Source organism: Niveispirillum sp., assembly GCF_017996735.1.
Classification (GTDB): Bacteria; Pseudomonadota; Alphaproteobacteria; order Azospirillales; family Azospirillaceae; genus Niveispirillum.
Genome location: NZ_JAGOGJ010000067.1, coordinates 1 through 22,340 on the forward strand (window position 1 = coordinate 1; position 22,340 = coordinate 22,340).

Annotated in this window: 14 protein-coding genes; 8 read left to right on the forward strand and 6 right to left on the reverse strand. The window is 63.6% G+C overall.

The genetic code is table 11. The annotated features are described in order from the left end of the window. The first annotated feature begins 396 nt into the window (after positions 1-396). From ychF to KBA48_RS19510, 3 genes are all read left to right on the forward strand, one after another. The gene (gene ychF, locus KBA48_RS19500) at positions 397-1,494 is read left to right on the forward strand and encodes a redox-regulated ATPase YchF (RefSeq protein ID WP_292909441.1); all 1,098 of its coding nucleotides are present in this window, start codon (positions 397-399) and stop codon (positions 1,492-1,494) included. A 437-nt stretch (positions 1,495-1,931) separates the two neighbouring features. After that, positions 1,932-3,149: a hypothetical protein gene (locus tag KBA48_RS19505; RefSeq protein ID WP_292909443.1), complete on the forward strand. Its 1,218-nt coding sequence runs from the start codon at positions 1,932-1,934 to the stop codon at positions 3,147-3,149. Positions 3,150-3,391: 242 nt separating this feature from the next. Beyond that, a complete protein-coding gene (locus KBA48_RS19510; protein ID WP_292909445.1) occupies positions 3,392-5,266 on the forward strand; it encodes an autotransporter domain-containing protein in 1,875 nt (624 codons plus the stop codon). A gap of 225 nt (positions 5,267-5,491) precedes the next feature. Here KBA48_RS19510 and KBA48_RS19515 read toward each other — a convergent pair whose 3' ends face one another. The 6 genes from KBA48_RS19515 to KBA48_RS19540 all read right to left on the reverse strand — a co-directional run bounded on the left by KBA48_RS19515 (position 5,492) and on the right by KBA48_RS19540 (position 16,866). Next, positions 5,492-6,376: a hypothetical protein gene (locus tag KBA48_RS19515; RefSeq protein WP_292909447.1), complete on the reverse strand. Its 885-nt coding sequence runs from the start codon at positions 6,374-6,376 to the stop codon at positions 5,492-5,494. 134 nt (positions 6,377-6,510) lie between these two features. Continuing rightward, entirely contained in the window at positions 6,511-8,883 is a 2,373-nt protein-coding gene (locus tag KBA48_RS19520; RefSeq protein ID WP_292909449.1) for an MMPL family transporter, read from the reverse strand. A gap of 50 nt (positions 8,884-8,933) precedes the next feature. Then, complete coding sequence (locus tag KBA48_RS19525; RefSeq protein WP_292909451.1) at positions 8,934-9,902, reverse strand: YCF48-related protein; 969 nt, start codon at positions 9,900-9,902, stop codon at positions 8,934-8,936. Between the two features lie 91 nt (positions 9,903-9,993). After that, positions 9,994-11,331, reverse strand: coding sequence for a DUF1329 domain-containing protein (locus KBA48_RS19530; RefSeq protein ID WP_292909453.1), 1,338 nt, complete (start codon positions 11,329-11,331; stop codon positions 9,994-9,996). A gap of 47 nt (positions 11,332-11,378) precedes the next feature. After that, positions 11,379-13,637: a DUF1302 domain-containing protein gene (locus KBA48_RS19535; RefSeq protein ID WP_292909455.1), complete on the reverse strand. Its 2,259-nt coding sequence runs from the start codon at positions 13,635-13,637 to the stop codon at positions 11,379-11,381. A 328-nt stretch (positions 13,638-13,965) separates the two neighbouring features. Further along, the gene (locus KBA48_RS19540; RefSeq protein WP_292909457.1) at positions 13,966-16,866 is read right to left on the reverse strand and encodes an EAL domain-containing protein; all 2,901 of its coding nucleotides are present in this window, start codon (positions 16,864-16,866) and stop codon (positions 13,966-13,968) included. A 328-nt stretch (positions 16,867-17,194) separates the two neighbouring features. On the opposite strand from KBA48_RS19540, the gene KBA48_RS19545 reads away from it, so the two are divergent. From KBA48_RS19545 to KBA48_RS19565, 5 genes are all read left to right on the forward strand, one after another. Further along, complete coding sequence (locus KBA48_RS19545; protein ID WP_292909459.1) at positions 17,195-18,109, forward strand: ketopantoate reductase family protein; 915 nt, start codon at positions 17,195-17,197, stop codon at positions 18,107-18,109. A gap of 292 nt (positions 18,110-18,401) precedes the next feature. Beyond that, positions 18,402-19,331, forward strand: coding sequence for a branched-chain amino acid ABC transporter permease LivH (locus KBA48_RS19550; RefSeq protein ID WP_292909461.1), 930 nt, complete (start codon positions 18,402-18,404; stop codon positions 19,329-19,331). 2 nt (positions 19,332-19,333) lie between these two features. Further along, positions 19,334-20,626, forward strand: a complete 1,293-nt coding sequence (gene livM, locus KBA48_RS19555; protein ID WP_292909463.1) for a high-affinity branched-chain amino acid ABC transporter permease LivM — start codon at positions 19,334-19,336, stop codon at positions 20,624-20,626. Then, positions 20,623-21,477, forward strand: coding sequence for a high-affinity branched-chain amino acid ABC transporter ATP-binding protein LivG (livG, locus tag KBA48_RS19560; RefSeq protein ID WP_292909465.1), 855 nt, complete (start codon positions 20,623-20,625; stop codon positions 21,475-21,477). Before livM ends, livG begins: the two co-directional genes overlap by 4 nt. Next, a complete protein-coding gene (locus KBA48_RS19565) occupies positions 21,474-22,193 on the forward strand; it encodes an ABC transporter ATP-binding protein (RefSeq protein WP_367273852.1) in 720 nt (239 codons plus the stop codon). The genes livG and KBA48_RS19565 overlap by 4 nt, the downstream gene beginning before the upstream one ends. Positions 22,194-22,340: the final 147 nt, after the last annotated feature.

Consider the following 22,340-nt stretch of genomic DNA (forward strand, 5'->3'; position numbering starts at 1 on the left):
GTCTGGCACCCCGCCACGACCAGCATCAGGCACATCAAACCCAGACTGCGCTTCATCATCATCTTCCCAAACCGCTTCGACCCTCGATGGTGGCTCTCTAGTGCCAAACCGCCGGGGGCCAAGGCAAGGACGAACCCTGTTCCGCTTCGATATGGCCGGGCAATGGTGGCGGCAGCGTGGCAACCAACAGCCCGATGCAAAGACAAGTTCCAGCCCCGGCGGCCAAATGTCGGGATGCAATCCGCCCCCGGCGGCAGGGCTTCACGCCGCAGGGGCGGCGGGCCGACGCTTGTCGGCCAAATGACGGGATGCAATGCGCCCCCGTCATTTGCATTCCTGTTCAGGATCGCCGATAACCGGCGCAATCCTGAACCATATTCGGCAAAGCATCGTCCCATGGGATTCAACTGCGGTATCGTCGGCCTGCCCAACGTTGGCAAGTCCACCCTGTTCAACGCGCTGACCAGCACGGCGGCGGCCGAGGCTGCGAACTATCCGTTCTGCACGATCGAGCCGAATGTCGGCCGCGTCGGCGTGCCGGACCCGCGCCTGGACAAGCTGGTCGAGATCGCCAAGTCGCAGAAGACCGTGCCCACGCAGCTTGAATTCGTGGATATCGCCGGCCTGGTGCGCGGCGCGTCGAAGGGTGAGGGCCTGGGCAACCAGTTCCTGGCCAATATCCGCGAGGTCGACGCCATCGTCCATGTGCTGCGCTGCTTCGAGGATGGTGACATCACCCATGTCGAAGGTTCCATCGAACCGGTCCGCGATGCGGAGACGGTGGAGACGGAACTGATGCTGGCCGACATGGACAGCCTGGAAAAGCGCCTGCCGCCCCTGCAGAAGAAGGCCAAGGCCGGCGACAAGGATGCCAAGGCCCTGTCGGAGCTGATGGAACGCGTGCTGAACGCCCTGCGCGACGGCCGCCCCGCCCGGTCGGTGGAGATCAGCAACGAAGAACGCGACATGTTCAAGCAGATGGCGCTGCTGACCGGCAAGCCCGTCCTGTATGTCTGCAACGTGGAAGAGGCATCGGCCGGCAGCGGCAACGCCCTGTCCGCCAAGGTGGCCGAGATGGCCGCCCGCCAGGGTGCCGCCAGCGTTGTGATCTCCGCCGCCATCGAGGCCGAGTTGTCGCAGCTTCCGGTCGAGGACAAGCTGGAATACCTGTCGTCGCTGGGGCTGGAGGAACCGGGCCTGAACCGCCTGATCCGCGCCGGCTACGGCCTGCTGGGCCTGCTGACCTTCTTCACCGTCGGCCCGAAGGAAGCCCGCGCCTGGACCGTCCGCAAGGGCGCCAAGGCCCCGGAAGCCGCCGGCGTCATCCATACCGATTTCGAACGCGGCTTCATCAAGGCCGAAACCGTCGATTACAACAGCTATGTCACGCTGGGCGGCGAGGTCGGGGCCAAGGAAGCCGGCAAGATGCGCATGGAAGGCAAGGAATATCTGGTCCAGGACGGCGACATCTTCCATTTCCGCTTCAACGTCTGATCCGTGTGCCGGCCAGCCCGGCACGCCATCACATTGCAAGGCCCCGCCCCACCCGGCGGGGCTTTTTCTTTGCCCGCCTGATACCGGCCGCCGCCGACGCGGAGACCATCGGTCAGGAATTTGACCGATGGTCTGAAATGATTGAAACAATTGCCGCCGTGCATCCAACGACGCGAGTCGCCCCCATCCGCGCCGTCGACAGCCTCCTAAAGGCAGCAGCGATCGCGCCGTCCTGGCCCCGCATTGTTTGGCCGCCCAAATCATTCCAAAGGGTTACCCCCTTCCTTATACAGTGATGTCGTATTTCGTCATTCCGAATTAAGCAACTTATTGACCCCTGCCCGACGCCGGCATATCCAATGGATATCGGGGCTGACAATCCGACGAGGGCCGCCCCGCGCGGCGGCCGGTCGTCACAATCAAGAGGCATGCGTGCGATGAGTTCGCAGATTCTCACCTTCGACAAATCCGGTCTGACCCTCCGGTCACTGACCGGCATGTCGATGCCGTTGCCCGGCATCGACACCCACGGCGTCAATGCCGTGGCGGCGGGCATCCTGTCCACCGATGGCGTGGCCGATGTCGTCGTCGGCCGCGACGATGGCACCTTCTCCTGGTTCGATGGCCAGCCCGGCGGCGAGAAGCCTGTCGAGCATGTGCTGGAGATCGCACTGCCGACGCCGTACATGTTCGGGTTGGAGCGGATCACCGAACTGGCCGGCATCGCCGATGCCAATGGCGACGGCCGCAACGACGTGATCTTCACCTCCTACCTGCTGTATAGCGACACGCCGAACATCGGCATCGACCCGCCGCCGGCGGAAGAGCCGATTTTCACGATCCAGCCCTTCCCCATGCCGCCGCGCCCCATCGCGGCGGAAGCGGTCGAGATGTCCTACGACACGGGGCTTTTCCCCGGCCTGGACCTGTCCGACATCAAGGTGGAACTGCGCGGCGTGCTGATGACGACCTCCAACGAGGTCTATTTCCCCAGCGTCGACCAGGGCATCGCCGTGGGTGAGCCGCATCCCGATGCCGGTCGCTATGCCGAACCGGCCAAGCAGATCTATGGCGTCGATACCGATACCGGCAATATCTACGTGATCTGGGACAATCAGGACCGGAACAACGAATTCGTGGCGCTGGGCAACCTGGATGCCCGTGGCGGTGTCGATGTCTTGTTCAAGGACAAGAGCACGGGCGATCTTTATGTAAAGAACGACCTGTCGGACGCCTATTTCGTCAGCGGCATTACCGCCGACGGCACCGTGTCGGTCGCTGCGGTGGGTAATTTCCACGGCACGGACAGTCTGGATGAGATCCTGTTCTACGATGCGGGCAGCCGGGAATTCAGCGTCTGGGTCCATCCACCCTTTGACATCGCCACCAGCTACATGGCCGGCATCGATTATTTCCAGACAGTCTTCAAGCTGGATTTCGGCTGGGATTTCGTGGGCACCCAGGATATCGACGGTGACGGGATCGAAGATATCATCGTCGCCGCCGTCGGTGATTTCGCCCCCTATCAGCCGGGATCGCTGGCCCCCGTCGCCTATTTCAGTTCCGCCGGGCAGGAACTGGTCGAACTGGGCAGCTTCGATCCCTTTACGCTGAAATCGGTCGGGAACTTCTTTGACGGTCCAAGCATTCTGTAAGGGGCGAGAGCCCGACTTGTGAGGCAGTACCAACTCGGGCGGTTCCAGGCGGAACCGCCCGATTTTTATGTGCGAATGGGCGGCGGGTTGTGTCATCGGGGCCGCAATCACCGGAATAATGCATGGGGGCCGGCAGGTTACGTAACGTCACCCCCTTCCGCGCCGGTCTGGCATTGGCTACCGTCAAGGTCGTGCTGAATCGGGCAACCAAACAATGGCCCGACCATGGGAGGAACCTATTGATGAGCCACAAGCTTCTGGGCGGCACCGCGCTTGCCGCCGTCCTGTCCCTTTCCGCCATCGCCATGGATGCGCCGGCCGCCAAGGCCCAGGGCATCGACTTCTCCTCGCTGGTCGTGTTCGGCGACAGCCTCAGCGATACAGACAATCTGAAGAACATCAACCCGGCCACCCGGCCCGGCGCCCCCTATGTGAACGGGCGCTTCAGCAATGGCCCGGTCTGGCTGGAGGATCTGGCCACCGTTTCCGGCATCACCACCAGCAGCCGTGCCTTTGGCGGCGCCCGCGCGACCCGTGCAACGCCCATCGATCTGACGGCGCAGGTCGATGCCTATCTGGCGGGCGGGACCAGCATTCCGGCCAGCCGCGCCGTGGGTATCTGGATCGGCGGCAATGACTATATCGCCGTGCTGACCCAGCCGCAGTCGAACCCGACAGCCGCCGCCCAGGCCGCCATTGCCGCCACCACCGGCGCCATCACGGCCCAGGCCGGCCGCCTCTACTCCGCCGGCGCGCGGCAGTTTGTGCTGTTCAACCTCCCGCCGCTGGGCTCCATCCCCTTGACCAGCGGCCTGTCGGCGGCCGACAAGGCGTCGGCCAACACCGTGTCCGACCTGCATACCCAGGCCATCAAGGCCTCTGCCAACGCCCTGCGCGCGCAGGGTGCGACCGTGACGGTGGTCGATGTGCAGACCCTGTTCCAGGGGCTGCTGGCCTCGCCGTCCACCTACGGCTTCACCAATGTCTCCACGCCCTGCTATGCCCCTGTCGGGCCGGGCGGGTCGCTGGTTGCCACCGGTGCCTGCGCCACGGCGGCGGGTGCGGCCGGCACGGTGTTCTTCGATGCCCTGCATCCGACGGCAGCGGCACACCAGATGGTCGCCGAATATGCCTATGGCACCTTGTCGGCCACGTTCGAGGCGCCGGCGGCCCTGGCCATCACCACCGACGCGGCCCAGCGTCTGCTGGACCTGGCCAATGAAGGCGTGTCGGCCCGTATGGCCGGCGCCCGCACGGGCCAGGGTTCCGTCAATGTCATCGGCGCCCAGGCCGGCCAGGATGGCCGGTACGGCATGTTTGCCTTCGGCACCTATGTCGATGGCAGCCGCGATCCGGTCCGGGGCCAGATGGGCTATGATTATGACGGGTTCAACGCCGGCTTGGGCTTCGATTATCAGGTCGATCGTCACGTCGTCGCCGGCGTGGCCTTCAGCTATGGCAACCTGAACGCCAAGACTGACGAGGCCTATTCCAAGCTGGACGCCACGGCCTACAACATGACCGCCTATATCACGGCGGCGGCCGATGACATGTGGATGGACACGACCATGTCCTACAGCTTCGATGACTACAAGTCGAACCGTGCTACCCGCTTCACCCCGTTCGCCACCGCCAAGAGCGACTATAAGGGCAACACCTACGCGTTGGGCACCACCATCGGCTATACGCCGGTGGCCGGGTCCTACGCCATGGGTCCCGTCATCGGCCTGCGTTATGCCAAGAGCCGTGTGGAAGGGTTCGGGGAGACGGGCGGCGGCCCGCTGTCCCTGACCTGGGATGATTTCGACGCTGAAAGCCTGCTGGGCAGCGTCGGCGGTCAGATCAGCGGCGTGGGCACCAGCTTCGTGCCTCAGGTCCGTCTGGCCTATGAGTATGAGTTCAAGGACGACAGCCGCGCCATCACCGGCCGTTTCGCCAATGGCGAACGGGCGGTGACCGATCCGGGCGCCGGCAAGCGCGGGCGTCTGGCCGTGGGGGCCGGGCTGGTGCATGAAACGGCGGAAAATGTCTCGGTTGCCGTCGGCTATAATGGTCATTTTGCCGGTGGTGACCGCACCGACCATGCCCTGACCGCCCATATGAAGATCGGCTTCTGATGCCTGAACCCGGGTCCCGACGCGTCGGGACCCGGGGGAACCAAGTGCGGATATAAAAAGGGCCGCGACGGCTATCCGTCGCGGCCCTTTTTATATCCGCGCCGACGGGCGCGGCGGCGGCCCATGCCGCCGAAGCCGATAAATTCCGATGGGCCGGAATTTATCGGCACTGGTATTATGCGCACCCGGACGCCATGGCGATACCGGGACAGCTCACGCTCCACCCTATCGCAGGGGCTCGTTCTGCATCGGGAACTGGTTCAGCAAGGTCCTGATGAAGGCCTGGCCGTGATGCTGGATTTCCAGGAAGGCGGCATTGCCGACATGCGGTTTGAATATCTGGAACGTCCGCAGGACCCCGTATGTCGCGGCGCTTTCAAGCGGACCGAACAGGCTGGTGTCGTAATCCAGGAACGACGGGCGCCCCATCCAGTGTTGAAGCTGAGCCGCCGTCAGGAAATAGGTCCCGGAATGCGGATTCTTGGCCTGTACGAACCGCATATCCAGGCCAAGAAAATCGGCCTTCATCGTAACCTGCCCCTTGGGCAAGATCTGGTCGACCATGACCTGACAAAGATCGCCGTCGATATAGACCTTGTGCAAGGGGCCGCCCGATATTTCAAACCTGTTGGGCTGTAACAGGACCATGGGGCTCGTGTGCCGCTGGAACCAGGCCAGTTTGGTGATGAACCAGGGATCCGTGATGATCAGGTCATCTTCCATGAAGGCGTACCAGTCATACTGGCCGAACCGTTCCTTCATGATCCGCTGACATTCAAAACCCAGCAGCATCGGGTCGGGGATATTGACCGGCTCCTGCGTGAACAGGGTGTTCATATCCTGCAACTCGCCCAGCAGGTGGTTATCCCCAACGGTGCAGACGACGATATCCAGTTCCACCCGCTGTATCGGCTCGATCGGGCGGCCGACCTTGTCACCGACCTGGATGACGGCATGGCCCCCGGCAAGCGCCTGATGCAGGGAGCTGATGCAGCAGCGCAGGGCCGTCACCCTGACCACCGCCGCATCACGGCCCGACCCGTATTGCGCGTTGGCCCCTTCCTTGAAGAAGTGCGGGATCGTCACCAACAGGCGGGGAGCCTTGGTCATTCCCCAAACCCCCGCTCTTCGTTCAAACCGCCGGACACGGTTTCCACTCCGTCAACCCGCAGAGGCCCTGGGAGACAGGCCCCCAGGGTGCGGCAGCGAAGCTGGCAATATCCGGTTTCCCTGTCAAGCAACGGTCAATGAACCGCGAAGGTCCGCTTGGACGCCCGGCGTACCTCCGCCTCGTACAGTTTGGGGAACATCCGGTACAGCAGGGCCGCCACCGCCGGCAGCAGCACGACAGCCCCGATCATGTTGGCCAGGAAGATGAAGGTGAGCAGCACACCCATATCGGCCTGGAACTTCAGGTCGGAGAAGATCCAGGTCGCCGTCGCCACGGCCAGGGTCAGGCCGGTGAACAGCACGGAACTGCCGGTTTCCTGTAGCGTGCGGTAATAGGCTTCCGCGAAGTTCAGGCCATGCTTCAGATAGGATTGGAGCCGGTTGAAGATATAGAGCCCGTAATCCACACCGATACCCACGCCCAGCGCGGCGGCGGGCAAGGTGGAAATCTTCAGCCCGATGCCCAGCCAGGTCATCATGGCGTTGCACAGGATCGACACCACGATCAGCGGCAGCACGGTGGCAAGCGACCCGACGATGGAGCGGAAGGTGATGACACAGAACAGCACGACGGTGGCATAGACCAGCAGCAGCATCGGCTTTTCCGCCGTCATCACCGCCTGGTTGGTGGCCGCCATCACGCCGACATTGCCGGTGGCCAGGTTGAAGCTGACCGTATCGGACGGGTTGTCCTTCTTATACTGCTCCACCGCATCCACGATGCGCTGGATGGTCTCGGCCTTGTGGTCCTTGGTGAAGATCATCACCGGCATGACCGAGCAGTTGGAATTCAGCAGCCCCGTCGATGTCTCGATGGGCGAAACGGTGCGGACCAGAACCTGTGAATTGCGCGGCAGCACACGCCAGTTCAGGTTGCCCTCGTTCCAGCCAGTATTGACCGTCTTCATGGCCGTGGCCATCGACATGGTCGATTGCACGCCATCGACATTGGAGATGGCCCAGGTGAAATCATCCACCTGCTTGATGATGTTGTAATCGATACAGCCGTCGGCCCTGGTCTCCACAATGACCTGGATGATATCCACGCCGATGGCGAACCGGTCCACGATCAGCTGGGCATCCTGGTTGTAACGGCTGTCGGGCCACAGTTCGGGCACGCCCGCCTCCGTGTCGCCCACCGTCATGTGCCGCTGTTCCCACAGCGCGATGCAGAACACGCCCAGCCCGATCAGCACCATGACAATGGCGCCCTTGGGTCGGGCAAAGACGGCGAACCAGCCCCACACGCGGTCGAACCGGTCCACCTGACCCGACACGCGGGACCGGTACTTGTCACCCAGCGGCAGGAAGGACAGCACCACCGGCAGCACCCAGAGATGGGTGATGATGATGATCAGCATGCCGACCGAGGCCGAAACGGCCAGTTCCTGGATCATCTGGATCTGGATGATGGCGATGGTGACAAAGGCCAGCGCGTCGGTGACCAAGGCCGAGGCGCCGGGCACCAGCAACCGTTCGAAACTGATCCGCGCCGCCGTGAAGGCATCCGCCCCCTTGCCCATTTCCTGCGTGATGGTGCCCACATTCTGCACGCCGTGAGAAATGGCGATGGCGAAGACCAGGAACGGCACCAGGATCGACAAGGGATCGATGCCATAGCCCAGCAGCACCAGCAGGCCGAATTGCCAGACGACGGTACAGAGCGAAATGCCCAGCATCGCGAAGGTCATCATCCAGCTTTTGCCATAGCCATAGACCAGCACGGCGGTAATGACGAAGGCGATGGCGAAGAACATCACCACGCTCTTGGCCCCGTCGGCGATATCGCCCATGGCCTTGGCGAAGCCGATGATATGGACCTGGACCTTGTCATCCTCGAACTTGGTGCGGATGGCCTCAAGCTGCTGCGCCACGGCCGTGTAGTCCAGCTTCTCGCCGGTGCGCGGGTCCTTCTCCACCAACTGTACCGACACCAGCGCCGCCGTGAAATCCTCCGCCACCAGGCGGCCGACCTGACCGGATTTCAGGACATTCTCGCGGACGATAGGCAGCCACTGCTCATTGGGCTGGAATTCGGCGGGGATGACATTGCCGCCCGCGAACCCATCCTCCACGATCTCGATGAAGCGCACATTGGGCGTGAAGATGCTGGTGACGCTGGCGCGGTCCACGCCGGGGACAAAGAACACTTCGTCCGTCACCTGCTTCAGCCTTGTCATGAATTCCGGCGTGTAGATGTCGCCTTCCTTCACCGACAGCGCCACCAGCACCCGGTTGGCGCCGCCGAATTCCTTCATATGCTTGGTGAAGGTCTGCATATAGGGATGCTCAAGCGGCAGGGTCTTCTCAAACCCGGCAACGACGCGCAGCTTGGCACCTTGCCAGCCCATGAAGGCCGTCAGCAGACCGAACACGACCAGGATCAGCACCCGGTTGCGGAAGGTCCAATGTTCAAGACGGGACAGGAAGGAGGTGGACTGGGACATGTCGGTTCGCCTTGGCGTTCAAGGGATCGGGGCGGGGCGAAGGCGGCGCGTCACGGACGCGCCGGGATCGGCCCGTGTTCGCCCAGCAGAATGACGCTGCCATCGGGCGCCTGGATGGCATCGGCCAGGGCCACACGGTCGGCGCGCTTGGTGGTGGCAAAGGTGCGGCCGCCGTCGCCGCTGGTCAGAACCGCACCCTGCGCCCCCACCAGCACCACGGAACCATCGGCCAGCATGGCGCCGCCCATCAGGCCCGCCGTGGTGTTGCTCTCAATCGCGGTCCAGCTTTTGCCGCCATCATCGCTGCGCAGGATATTGCCCTGCAGACCGTAGGCCAGGAAGCTTTGCGGACCCAGGGCCAGCACATCAAAGAAGGACCCGTCATAGGGGCTGTCCAGCTTGGTCCAGGTGGCCCCGGCATCGGCACTGAACAGCAGGGTCCCGGCCTCCCCCGCGATCAGGCGGGTTTCCGGCGTGGGCGCCAGGATGGCGTTGAAATGGAAATCATCCTCACTGATCTGCCGGCTGTTCCAAGTGACGCCGCCATCAGCAGTTTCCAGATACAGTCCATAGGCGCCGACCGCGATGCCATGCTGTCCGTCGGCATTGAACAGCACATCCATCAGGGGCTGTTCCAGCTCGGGATCGGCATGCTGGACCTGCCAGCTTTCGCCGCCATCCTGGGTATGCAGGATCACGGCGTCATGGCCCACGGCCCAGCCGCGCCGGGGATCGGCAAAATGCACACCTGTCAGGGCTGTATTGGCGGGGACCGGCACCTGTCGCCAGCTCTTGCCATTATCATCGGACAGCAGGATGTGACCCCGTTCGCCCACGGCCACCAGCCGGTCACCGGCACGCGCCGCCCCCAGGATCAGGGACTGGCTGGCCAGCGGCGCGATCACCGCGGGGCGTAACGCCGGGGCTGCCGCCTCCTGCGCTGCCACGGGCAGGACGCCCAGAAGCAGCAGGCACAGGCTTGCCGCCAGCGGACGAAGAGCGGAGGAGGAAAGAAGCATCGGATCACCGGCGAGGTTTGGTTAAAATCCGCCAAGAGACGGAAAAGGGCCGGCCGGTTCGCCACCAGCCGGCCCGTTGCCGTTCCGCCGATCAGCGAACGCCGGCGCGGCGCAGGCTGTCAGGCGAGAAATCGGCTTCGCTGTACTTCACTTCGAACTTGTACGGCGCTTCCTGGTTGTCCAGGCCGATGGCCGTATAGCGACCCGACTGCAGGTCATAGAGCGCATCCAGCGTCGACCAGAAGGTCGGCATGGAATAATAGTTCACCGGATGGCACTCGGCCACGCGCCACATCTCGCCACGCGCGTCCAGATGATCGGCAACCAGGATCTGCCAGCTATCCTCGTCGATATAGAAGCGGCGCTTGGCATAGATGTGGCTGGTGCCCTGCTTCAGGGTCGCTTCCACCACCCAGACGCGGTGCAGCTCGTAACGGGCCAGATCCTGGTTGATATGGCCGGGCTTCACGATGTCGCTGTACTTCGTGTCCTTGGAATGCAGCTTGTAGGAATTGTACGGCACGTACATTTCCTTCTTGCCGACCAGCTTCCAGTCGTAACGGTCGGGCGCACCAGAATAGATGTCGAAATTGTCGGTGGTGCGCAGGCCGTCCGACGCCGTGCCGGGATTGTCATAGGCGACGTTGGGGGCGCGGCGGACACGGCGCTGTCCCGGATTGTAGGTCCAGGCCGAACGCGGTTCCTTCACCTGATTGATCGTCTCATGCACCAGCAGGATTTCACCGGCCAGACGGGCCGGGCTGGTCACCTCCTGCAGAAAGTAGAGCGAGGTGTTACCGGGAGCGCCGCCGGGCGCCTGATACAGGTACTTCACCTTCTCGGAGAGCATGATCAGCGTGTAGGAACCGTCGGTCTGCGGGTTCACCTGACCCACATTGCGCTCCGTCGCCTCGCCGCGATAACGCAGCAGGTGGTTCCACACGGCCTCCACACCCTCCTTCGGGATGGGGAACGGCACGCCTTCCTTGGCCCCTTCCACGCCATTGCCGCCATCGACCAGCTTGGCCCGCGAGCCGTTGGCGATGGTTTCCTTGTAGATGCGGTCCGGATACGACGCGCTGCGGCGGGTCGGATAGACATTCATCTTGTAGTCGGGATAGCGCTTCAGCAGGGCCTTCAGACCCTCCGGCAACTTGTCCTCATACTGGGCCATATTGGCCGCAGTGATGGTGAACTTGACCTTGTCCTCGGGGAACGGGTCCACCTCGATCGTGCCAGGCTGCCAGTTGGCGGGCGGCTTGGTGATACCGCCGGTCCATTCCGGGATGGTGCCGTCGGCATTGCCGGCCTTGATGGCGCCCATCGGGGTCAAGGTCTTGCCCAGATCAGCGGCGGTCTGCGCCAGGGTGGGAAGGCTGAAAGCCAGGGCGATGGCGCCACCCAGCAGAGCGGATTTCATACGGAACATGCGTTTCCTCCTCGATCGCTATCTTCTTATGTGGTCGTCGTGCGGCGTCAGAACGAGTATTTGACGCTGGCGGCCACAAAGTCGCGATCGTTGATCAGGTTGAACTTCCCGGCCCCGAAATAGTTGGAATAGGACAGGTCGACCGTGATGGTCTCCCGCACCAGGGCACGCAGACCCAGGCTGATGGCCTTGCGGCCTTCCACAAAATTGCCCAGCGGCGTCGGCGTGGTGCCGTTCACGTCATGCTGCCAGGAGATGGAGGGATAGAGGTTGATGCCCGGCATCGCGTTCAGATAATCGAAACGCAGGGCCGCGCGGTAACCCCAGGAGAAGGCGTCGGCAAAGCCGTCGGTGGCCAGATCGGCCATACCGCCACGGCCAACAAAGGCCGGGTTGCCACCAACCACCGTGCCCGGCCCTTCCAGGCGCAGCACGGTCTTGTCCGGCATGTCGGAAATCCAGGTGCCGCCGACTTCCGCCACCATCACCCACTGATCGGCACCGAAGGCGCGTTCGAAGGCCTTGGTGGCGGTCATCTGGGCCTGGGTAACGTCGAATTCCTCCCAGCCCTGGATGCGCTTGCCGAAATAGCGGTTGGCCAGATCGGCCGTGATGGCGGCGGCCGTCGTGCCCTGGATCGCCCCGATCTTCTTGACGATCTGGTTGGTGTTGAACAGGTTTGCCGCACCGACTGCACCGGCATTGGCACCCTGCAACCCACCGGCGGCCGCGCCCGCTGTTGCCCCGGCCGTTTCGAACGCGGCGCGGGTGCCGCCCGGCGACCCGGCGGCGGCGGCGATGCCGCTGCTGATGGCGCCCGCCACTGTCGGATTGATGGCCTGGATCTGCTCGAAGGTCAGGCCGGTGAAGGGGCGCAGGGCCGGATTACCGGCGATAGCGGCAGCGACGGCGCTATTGAATGTCGCACTGCCCTGGGCCCGGCCAGCGGTGGCCCCGGCAGCGGCGCCCTGGGCCTGGGCAGACGCAATGGACCCCAGGATCGACGGGGCGGCAAGGGTTGCCTGCAACAGCTCCACGTCATCCAACTGCAAGGGCTGGTCCTTGCGGAAGCTGATTTCGCCCTGCAGGGAGATGCCGAACGGGATGGTGGTGTTGAAGCTGGCGCCGAAAAGCTGAATATCCTCGGGATATTCGGCGCGGTAGGACGAATTCTTCGTGAAGTTCGAGGGATCCGCCTGGAACTGCTGCAGGCTGCCGACGATGGAGCTGAGCACCGGCACACGCGAATGCAGGTTCGTGTAGTAGAAGCCGAATTCGGTATTGTTCAGTTCTTCGGCGAAGATACGCAGGGCCAGACCATACTGCCCGCTGTCGCTGGGCGTATCATCCTTGGACCGGGGCACCACGGTGCCGAACGGGGTCAGCGACTGCGCGCCACGGAAACCGTTCAGCAGCGGGTTCGGATACTTGTCCACCGGGAAGACATTGCCGCCGGCAACCGCACCCTGGCTGGGATCGTCCCGGAACAGGTAGTTGCCGAAGCCGATGAACAGATGGTCGCCACCGGGAGAGGCCGCATCATTGGTGGAGAAGAAGGAACCGGCGGCTTCCGGCTCCGTATTGTCCCACTTGAACTGATAGAAGGCTTCCAGCGAGACATTCTCGTTGAAGGAGAAGCTGATGTCGGCGATCGGCACCGGCAGGAAGGCTTCCTTCAGTTCCGAACCCGGCACGCGCAGGGCGGAGACATCGACCGGGTTGATGGAGTTGATGCCGTTCTGGATGAAAGTGCTTTCACCCCAGCTCAACACCTGCTTGCCCAGGCGGACAGAGAGATTGGAGCCGTCGCCCACGGCGAAATCGCCATAAACGAAAGCGTCCAGCAGATCGAAGTCACGGCCCACGCGCTCGACCGTGTCGGAATTGAAGGCGAAGCGGTTGGTACGCGCCCCGTTGGTCGACGACTTCTTGGCGTTCACGACGTCATAGAAGTAGGTGCCACGGACAAAGGCGCCCAGATTGCCGTAGCTCAGCTTCAGCTCGTGCGTGGCACGGCCGGCGAGCGACACTAGGCCCTTGTCATAGTTCAGGTTGCCATTGTCGCCGTTGATCGAATGGGCGCGACCGCCATTGGCGACGCCGATCAGATCCGGGTCACGGCCCTGGACGCGGAACAGGGCGCCCATGGTCAGGGTCGTGTCGAAGCTGCCGCTCAACTCGCCGCGGTTGAAGGCGACAGCCTGTGCGCTGCCTACCGCCAGCATCGGGGCCAGGATGGCCGCCGCACTAACCCCGGCCAGTACCCGACGGTCCATGCGCACCTGCGGCGTCGATTTGCGTGCCATGCGTTTCCTCCTCGCATCCCATTCTTATCATTCCCCGGCTATGGGCCGGCGGCCGACCCTTTTTCAGAGCCGGGGGAATTTCGCGTAACCTTTTCGTAAAGGCCGCCATGTGGGGACGTCAAGGCTTCTATGCGCGTTATGTCTCCGGCGGGTTCGTTTGATGCCCGGACTGGCAAAAAAGACACATTTTTTGCCCAGTTTCCAATGGCTTGAACGTATTTATGGCATCTCGGTCAAACGCCCGTTTATTGGGCAGCGCTCCCGCGATACGGGAAATTTTGCACTTGCGAATGACGAAAATGCCTCTCAACCCCTTGTGACGTTTACGTCAACCGGCAACTTCCAGCACACCATCCAGTTGCAGGAATCGGGTTTCGAGATCGCCGGGCGGCAGCGGCCGGGAGAAGAAATAGCCCTGCAGCTCATCGCAATGATGCAGGCGCAGGAATTCGAGCTGCTCCTCCGTCTCGATTCCTTCCGCGACCACCTTCAGGCCCAACTGTCGGCCCATGGCGATGATGGTGGCCGCGATGGCGCCCGTATCGGCATTGGTCGGCGCCTCGTTCACGAAGGAACGGTCCACCTTCAGCGTCGTGATGGGCAGACGGCGCAGATAGGAGAGCGAGGAATAGCCCGTGCCGAAATCGTCGATGGCGATTCGGATGCCACGGCCCCGGATCTCGTTCAGCGTATCGGCGATATAGGCCAGGTTGGACATCATCGCCGTCTCGGTGATCTCGATCTCCAGCAATTCCGGCGGCACGCCATATTCCTGGCAGAGCGAGAAGACGCGTTCACCGAACATGGGCGTCGCGATCTGGCGGACGGAAACATTGACGGCCACCGGGATCGGGGCGAAGCCACGCTTGCGCCAATCCTGGATCTGGGCCAGGGCGGCGCGCATGACCCATTCGCCCAGGGGCACGATCAGGCCGGTTTCTTCCGCAACCGGAATGAACTTGCCCGGCGGGATCATGCCGATTTCCGGGTGCTGCCAGCGGATCAGCGCCTCCACGCCCACGGCGGCCATGGTGCTCATGGCGATCTTGGGCTGGTAATGAAGGAAGAACTGGCCCTGCTCCAGCGCCTCGCGCAGGGAATGTTCCAGCGATAGGCGGGCCACCGCCGCCTCGTTCATTTCCGGCGTGAAGAAGCGGTAGCCATTGCCGCCCGATGCCTTGGCATTGTGCATCGCCGTATCGGCGTCGCGCATCAGGGCGTGGAAATCCGCACCATCGCCGGGGAACAGGGCGATGCCGATGGAGGTGGTGACAAAGAGCTGCTGCCCGTCGATGCCGAAGGGGCGCGACAGGCTGACCAGGATGGTCTCCGCCACGCGGGCCGCCATCTGCGGATCGGGCAGATCCTCCGCCACGATCAGGAATTCATCCGCGCCAAGGCGCCCCACCGTGTCAGCGGCGCGCACGCAGGAACCCAGCCGTTGGGCGAGCGCCCGCAGCAGCTTGTCGCCCGCCTGGTGGCCCAGACTGTCATTGACCAGCTTGAACCGGTCAACATCCAGCAGCAGCACGGCCACGGTCGTACCCTTGCGGCCCGCATGGGCCAGCGCATGCTGCAACCGGTCCTGCACCAGGGTACGGTTGGGCAGGCCCGTCAGCGGGTCATGGGTGCTGACATACATAAGCTGTTCTTCGAACCGCTTGCGGTCCGAAACGTCGGTCATGGTGCCGGTGAAGCGCAGCGGCCGGCCGCCATCATCGCGGATGGCCTGGCCTCTGGCCTCGATCCAGACCCAGGACCCGTCGCGATGGCGCAGGCGATAGAGCGACAGGTAATCGCCCACCTCCCCGTTCAGGTAGCGCTCGATCTGGTTTTGCGCCATGTCCTTGTCGTCGGGATGCAGCAGCCCGTCGAACAGCTTGTTGGCATACATCGCGTCGACCGCGTCATATCCCAGCATCTCGATAAATTCGGGCGACCACCAATAGGTGCCCTTCGTATAGGAATTGTCGAACACGCCGGACCGGGTGGCCCTCACGGCCAGCTTCAGCCGTTCCTCGCTTTCGCGCAGGGCCTGTTCGGCGCGCTTGCGCTGCGTGATGTCCTGCACCACGCAGATGGCGGTGCGCCGGTCGCCCAGCCGCATCTGGCTGACACCGAAGGCCATGGCGAACACCTCGCCATGGCGGCGGCGGCCCTGGATTTCGGCCCGGTTGTCGGGGCGCTGATCTTCCTCCGCCCGGCGCAGACAGGCCATCAGCGCCACGGCCACACGGGTCCAGTCGCGCTCCTCAATCAGGGTGACGAAGGGCTGGCCCACTGCTTCACCGTCGGCATAGCCGAACAACGCCTCGGCGGCGCTGTTCATGGTTTCGATGCGCAGATCCTCATCCAGGGTGATGATGCCGTCGGCCACATTGTCCATGATGCCGGACAGGCGCGTCTCACGCTCACGCAGCGCCTGTTCGGCGCGCACACGTTCGACCAGCGAATGGTCGAACTGCACCAGCACCTCGTTGATGGTCTTGGCCAGCAGGCCCAGTTCGTCATCCTCATGCCGCTTGGGCACGGACAGAAGCTTGTCGGCCGGGCGCAGGGGATTGATTTCCGCGATGACCGAGGACATGCGCAGGAACGGCTTGGTCAGGGTGGAATAGAACATCACCACCAGGATCAGGGCCAACGCCACCGTCCAGATGATGCCCGTCGACAGAACCACCCCGGACCGCCGGAAGAATTCCTGCGCGATCAGGAACCGGTCGATGGAAACACGTAGTTCACCGACATTCTGGTTGTGCCGCTCGATCACCAGCGGGATGGAGTAGGTCTTCTCCACCGGCAGCAGCATCTCCGCCAGCCATTTGAGCTGCCCCTCCGCCTGGGGACGTTCGCGGGCGGCCAGCTGGTTGCCGAAATCCTCCAGAATGACGGCACGGTAGATGGGCTTGTATTCAAACAGGCCGGTCACGACACGGTCGGCCAGCGCCTGATCGAAGGAATAGGCGCTTTCCGCTGCCGCTTCCCGCATGATCGACAGGACCTGCCGGACCAACTGGTCCGACTGCCGTTCCATGTCCAGAAGATCGATGGTGATCTGGGCCGTGGACAGGACCAGACCCAGCATCAAGGTAACCAGCGCCGTGTTGCGCGCCTGTTTGAAGGACAGCCGTTTGCGCAGCGGCACACGCGCCACCGCGGCCGTCTCCACGCCCCCGCTCTCCGGCAGGATGTCCGTCTCGGCCTGTTCAGGCGGTAACGTCGCTTTCATCCACACCTTGCGCAACACATCCGCCGCCGGGCCCCGTCCGCCCTTGCCTTGGATACCCCACCGAATGCACAGGTCGGCGGCCAACGCCACCTCCGCCCCTGCTTCACAAAGGATAGTCTGCCTTTATGTGATTGGATATGACAATCCCTTTAGCTTGAAAGCGGTGAGAACCTTTAAAGAGCGCAGAGCCGGGCGGAATGCCGGCAATATTGGCAGCCGCCGAAAACCGGCAAAGATGCCGTTTCCACCTGCGGTTCCATTGGATTTGTCATCGAATCGATACTGGTTGCGATGATATGCAAAGGAAGGCACAGACAAGAGGATAAGCATGCGCATCTTGATCCTGGGCGCCGGCGGCGTCGGTGGCTATTTCGGCGGGCGGTTGATGGAAGCCGGCGCCAATGTCAGCTTCCTGGTCCGGCCCAGACGCCAGGCGCAGTTGATGGAGAACTGGCTGCGGGTGGAAAGCCCGCACGGGAACATCCGCATCCCGGCCCAGACGGTGACCAAGGCGCGCAAGCCCTATGATCTGGTCATCCTGACCTGCAAGGCCTGGGACCTGGACGCCGCCATCGACAGTGTGATGCCCGCCATGGGCCCCGACAGCATCCTGATGCCACTGCTGAACGGCGTGCGGCATATGGAACGGCTGGATGCGGCCTTCGGGCGCGAACGCGTGATGGGTGGCCTGTGCCATATCCCCATCACGCTGGACGAACAGGGCGTGGTGCGTCACCTGTCCACCATCCACAAGCTGGTGTTCGGCGCCCGGCACGAGGGTCAGCATCCCGCCGTCGCGGCCCTGGCCGAGGCGTTCCGCCCGACCTGCGTGGATTGGCACCGTTCCGACAACATCATGCAGGACCTGTGGGAGAAATATTTCTTCCTGGCCGCGCTGGCCGGCGCCACCTGCCTGATGCGCGGGACGGTCGGCGCCATCAACCGACAGCCGGGCGGGACGGACTTCATGAAATCGCTGCTGGTCGAAGGGGCCGCCGTGGCCACCGCCGAAGGTTTCGCCCCGCGTCCGGCCCTGCTGGCGGAATATGGCGCGCAGGTGGTCGATGCTGGCAGCAATGTCAACGCCTCCATGGCCCGCGACCTGGCCAAGGGCGGCCGGACGGAAGCGGAGCATATCCTGGGCGATCTGGCGGCCCGGGCACGGTCGCACGGGGTGGCAACCCCGTTGCTGGACCTCGCCTTGTTGCATCTGCGGGTGCATGAGGAAGGGTTTGGGGGATAGGGAGCGTGGTTCCCTCACCCTCCCATCGCCTGACAGCGATGGGCCCCTCCCTCTCCCGCAAGCGGGCGAGGGGCAATATCCGATCGTTCCGCCCCTCGCCCATGCAAATGGGAGAGGGAGGGGGCCGGCGGCGTCAACCGACGGGAGGGGGAGGGAACAACACACCAGCCCCACAAATCTGCGCCAAGCACCCTTGCTGCCCCCCGCCCCCATCCGTTACGGTGGCGCACCTTCGCCGGTGCAAACTCCGCCAGACAGAATGGGGTGGCCGGCCAAATCGGACTGGGGGCACATGGACGCGTCAGCGCTGGGGACGTTTCTCCAATACCTCATCAATGGCCTTGCGTTGGGGGCCATTTATGGGTTGATCGCCATCGGCTACACGATGGTGTATGGCATCATCCGCATGATCAATTTCGCCCATGGCGAGATTTACATGATCGGCGCCTTCGTGGCGGTCACCACCTTCTCTATCCTGGCAGCAGCCGGGGTGACGTCGGTGCCGCTGGCATTGCTGCTGGTGCTGGTGATGGCCATCGCCTTTACCGCCGCCTACGGCTGGACGGTGGAGCGGGTGGCCTACCGGCCCCTGCGTGGCGCACCGAAGCTGGCGCCGCTGATCAGCGCCATCGGCATGTCGATCCTGCTGCAGAACTACGTCATGCAGACGCAGGGGGCGCGGCCCAAGCCGCTGGCCCCCGTCATGAATGGCGGCGTGACGCTGTGGCAGGGGGATGGGTTCGCCGTCAACATCTCCTATATCCAGCTTTTCATCATCCTGCTGACGCTGATCCTGATGGTGGGCTTCACCCAGTTGATCAACCGCACGGCCCTGGGCCGGGCACAACGCGCGTGTGAGCAGGACCGCACCATGGCGGGCCTGCTGGGCATCAATGTCGACCGCACCATCAGCCTGACCTTCGTCATGGGCGCGGCCCTTGCCGCCGTCGCCGGTGTGCTGGTCACCATGTATTACGGCGTGATCGACTTCTATATCGGCTTCCTGGCCGGGATGAAGGCCTTCACCGCCGCCGTGCTGGGGGGCATCGGCAGCCTGCCGGGCGCCATGCTGGGGGGCCTGCTGATCGGCCTGATCGAGGCGTTCTTCACCGGCTATGTGTCGGGTGCCTATAAGGACGTCGCTTCCTTCTCCGTGCTGATCCTGGTGCTGGTCTTCCGGCCCACGGGCCTGCTGGGCCGCCCCGATATCGAGAAGGTGTGAGAATGGCCAACTCGATCCAACATCATCTCAAGGGCAGCATCATCGCCGGTCTGGTCGCCATGGTGCTGGCCGTGCCCTTCATCGGCCTCTACACCGTCTCCACCGACCAGGGGCTGGTGGTACAGCAACGCTGGCCCTGGGTCTTCTGGTCCGGCCTGATCGTGCTGGTCGGCAGCTTCCTGATGGGGATGGCCCGCGATGCGCTGGCCGCCCGCCGGGCCGCCAAGCCGAAGCTGGCCGCCGGGACCAAGCCCAAGCGGGACGACGCCCTGACAGCCAAGCTGACCAAGGGATTCGCCATCGGCATCACGCTCTTTGCCGTCACCCTGCCCTTCATGCCTTTCTCCGACCGCTACATCATGGATGTCGGCACGACCGTGCTGATCTATGTGCTTCTGGGCATGGGCTTGAACGTCACCGTGGGTCTGGCGGGATTGCTGGATCTGGGCTTCGTGGCCTTCTACGCCATCGGCGCCTACAGTTTCGCCATCCTGTCCACCACCCTGGGCTGGGGCTTCTGGGTCTGCCTGCCGCTCTCGGGGTTGATCGCGGCGCTGTTCGGCGCTCTGCTGTCGATGCCCATCCTGCGCCTGCGGGGTGATTATCTGGCCATCGTCACCTTAGGCTTTGGCGAGATCACCCGCATCGTCATCCTGAACTGGCAGAGCTTCACCGGCGGCCCTGCCGGCATCAGCGGCGTGCCCCGCCCGTCGCTGTTCGGCCTCTCTTTCGACCGGCGTCCGCCGGAAGGCCTGACCAGCTTTCATGAGGTGACGGGCATCACCTTTGCCACCGAACACCGGCTGATGTTCCTCTACCTGATCGCGCTGACTCTGGTGCTGGGGGCCGCCTGGGTGATCAAGCGCCTGCGCGCCCTGCCCATCGGCCGGGCGTGGGAGGCCCTGCGCGAGGATGAGATCGCCTGCCGCTCCCTGGGCATCAACCCCACAGCGTCCAAGGTCTCGGCCTATGCGGTGGGCGGAATGCTGGGCGGGTTCGCCGGCTGCTTCTTTGCGGCCCGCCAGGGCTTCGTGTCGCCGGAAAGCTTCGGCTTCATCGAAAGCGCCCTGATCCTGGCCATCGTCGTGCTGGGCGGCATGGGCAGCCAGATCGGCGTGGTCATCGCGGCGCTGTTCATCGTGCTGCTGCCGGAAGTGGGCCGTGAATTCGCCGATTTCCGCATGATCGTCTTTGGCATTGCGATGATCGCCATCATGGTCTGGCGTCCGGGTGGGCTGCTGTCGCAGCGCGTGCCCACCATCCGCCTCTCCAGCCAGAAGGGAGAAGCGGCATGAGCGCCCCCCTGCTGTCCGTCACGGGCCTGACCATGCGTTTTGGTGGCCTGGTGGCCGTCGATGGTGTCAACCTGACGGCCGAAACCAACAAGATCACGGCCCTGATCGGCCCCAACGGGGCCGGCAAGACGACCATCTTCAACTGCCTGACCGGCTTTTATAAGCCGACATCGGGTGAATTGACCCTGAACCGGCCGGGCCAGGCGCCCGTGTCGCTGCAAACCCTGGCGGGATATCAGGTGTCGCGCCATGGCGTGGTGCGCACCTTTCAGAATATCCGCCTGTTCCCGCGCATGACCGTGCTGGAAAACCTGCTGGTGGCCCAGCATGTGGGGCTGATGAAAAAGGCGGCGTTCGGCGTTGCCGGCCTGATCGGTCTGAAGGGCTGGCGCACCGCAGAGAAGGAAGCCATCGACCGCGCCCGCTTCTGGATCGAACGGCTGGACCTGACAGCGGTGGCGGATGAAGAGGCGGGCAATCTTTCCTACGGCGTGCAGCGCCGGGTGGAGATTGCACGCGCCATGAACACCAACCCGCTGCTGCTCTGCCTGGATGAACCGGCCGCCGGCCTGAACCCGAAGGAGACGGGGGCTCTGGGTGACCTGCTGCGCGGCATCCGGGAACAGTTCGGCATCGGCATCCTGCTGATCGAACATGATATGGGCCTGGTGATGGGCATCTCCGACCGTATCCATGTGGTCGAATATGGCCGCAAGATCGCCGAGGGCACGCCGGAAGAGATCCGCAGCGATGAGCGCGTGATCAAGGCCTATCTGGGCGAGCCGGATGAAGAGGAACTGCCCGCCATCGTCGCCGAAGACGTGGCCGGACAGGAAGGAGGCCGGGCATGAGCCTGCTGCAACTGACGGGGGTCCGCACCAATTACGGCCCCATCGAGGCGCTGCGCGGCGTCGATGTGCGTGTGGAACAGGGGGAGATCGTCACCCTGATCGGCGCCAATGGCGCCGGCAAGTCCACCCTGCTGATGACCATCTGCGGCCAGCCCAAGCCGGCATCCGGCACCATCATGTTCGACGGGCAGATCATCAACGACCTGCCCCCGCATGAGACGGCGAAGCTGGGCATCGCCCAGGTGCCGGAGGGGCGGCGCATTTTCCCGCGCATGACGGTGTTCGAAAACCTGCAACTGGGCGCCACCCTGGGCAAGCCTGAGCATTTCGACGAAGACGCCGCCTGGTGCCTGGACCTGTTCCCCATCCTGGCCAAGCGCCGGGACCAGCGGGCGGGCACCCTGTCGGGGGGTGAACAGCAGATGCTGGCCATCTCCCGCGCGTTGATGAGCCGGCCGCGCCTGCTGCTGCTGGATGAGCCGTCTCTGGGTCTGGCCCCCCTGATCATCCGCCGCATCTTCGATGTCATCGCGGACCTGAACAAGACACGCGGCATGACCATCCTGCTGGTCGAACAGAATGCCTACCACGCCCTGAAACTGGCCCACCGCGCCTATGTGCTGGCCCAGGGTCAGGTGGTGATGGAAGGTGCCGGCCAGGAATTGCTGGCCAATCCGGAGGTGCGCGCGGCCTATCTGGAGGGCGGGTCGCACTGAGCCCCTGCCCACCTTGAGCCCTGCCAGCGCGGAACCATCCCGATACTATCGGTAGGGTCTGCGGCAACGGCAGCCGGCTTTTCAATCTTGCCGTTGCCGCAGCTTTGACGTGTACTTGTACATACCAGGGCGGGGCGGGAGGGGAGC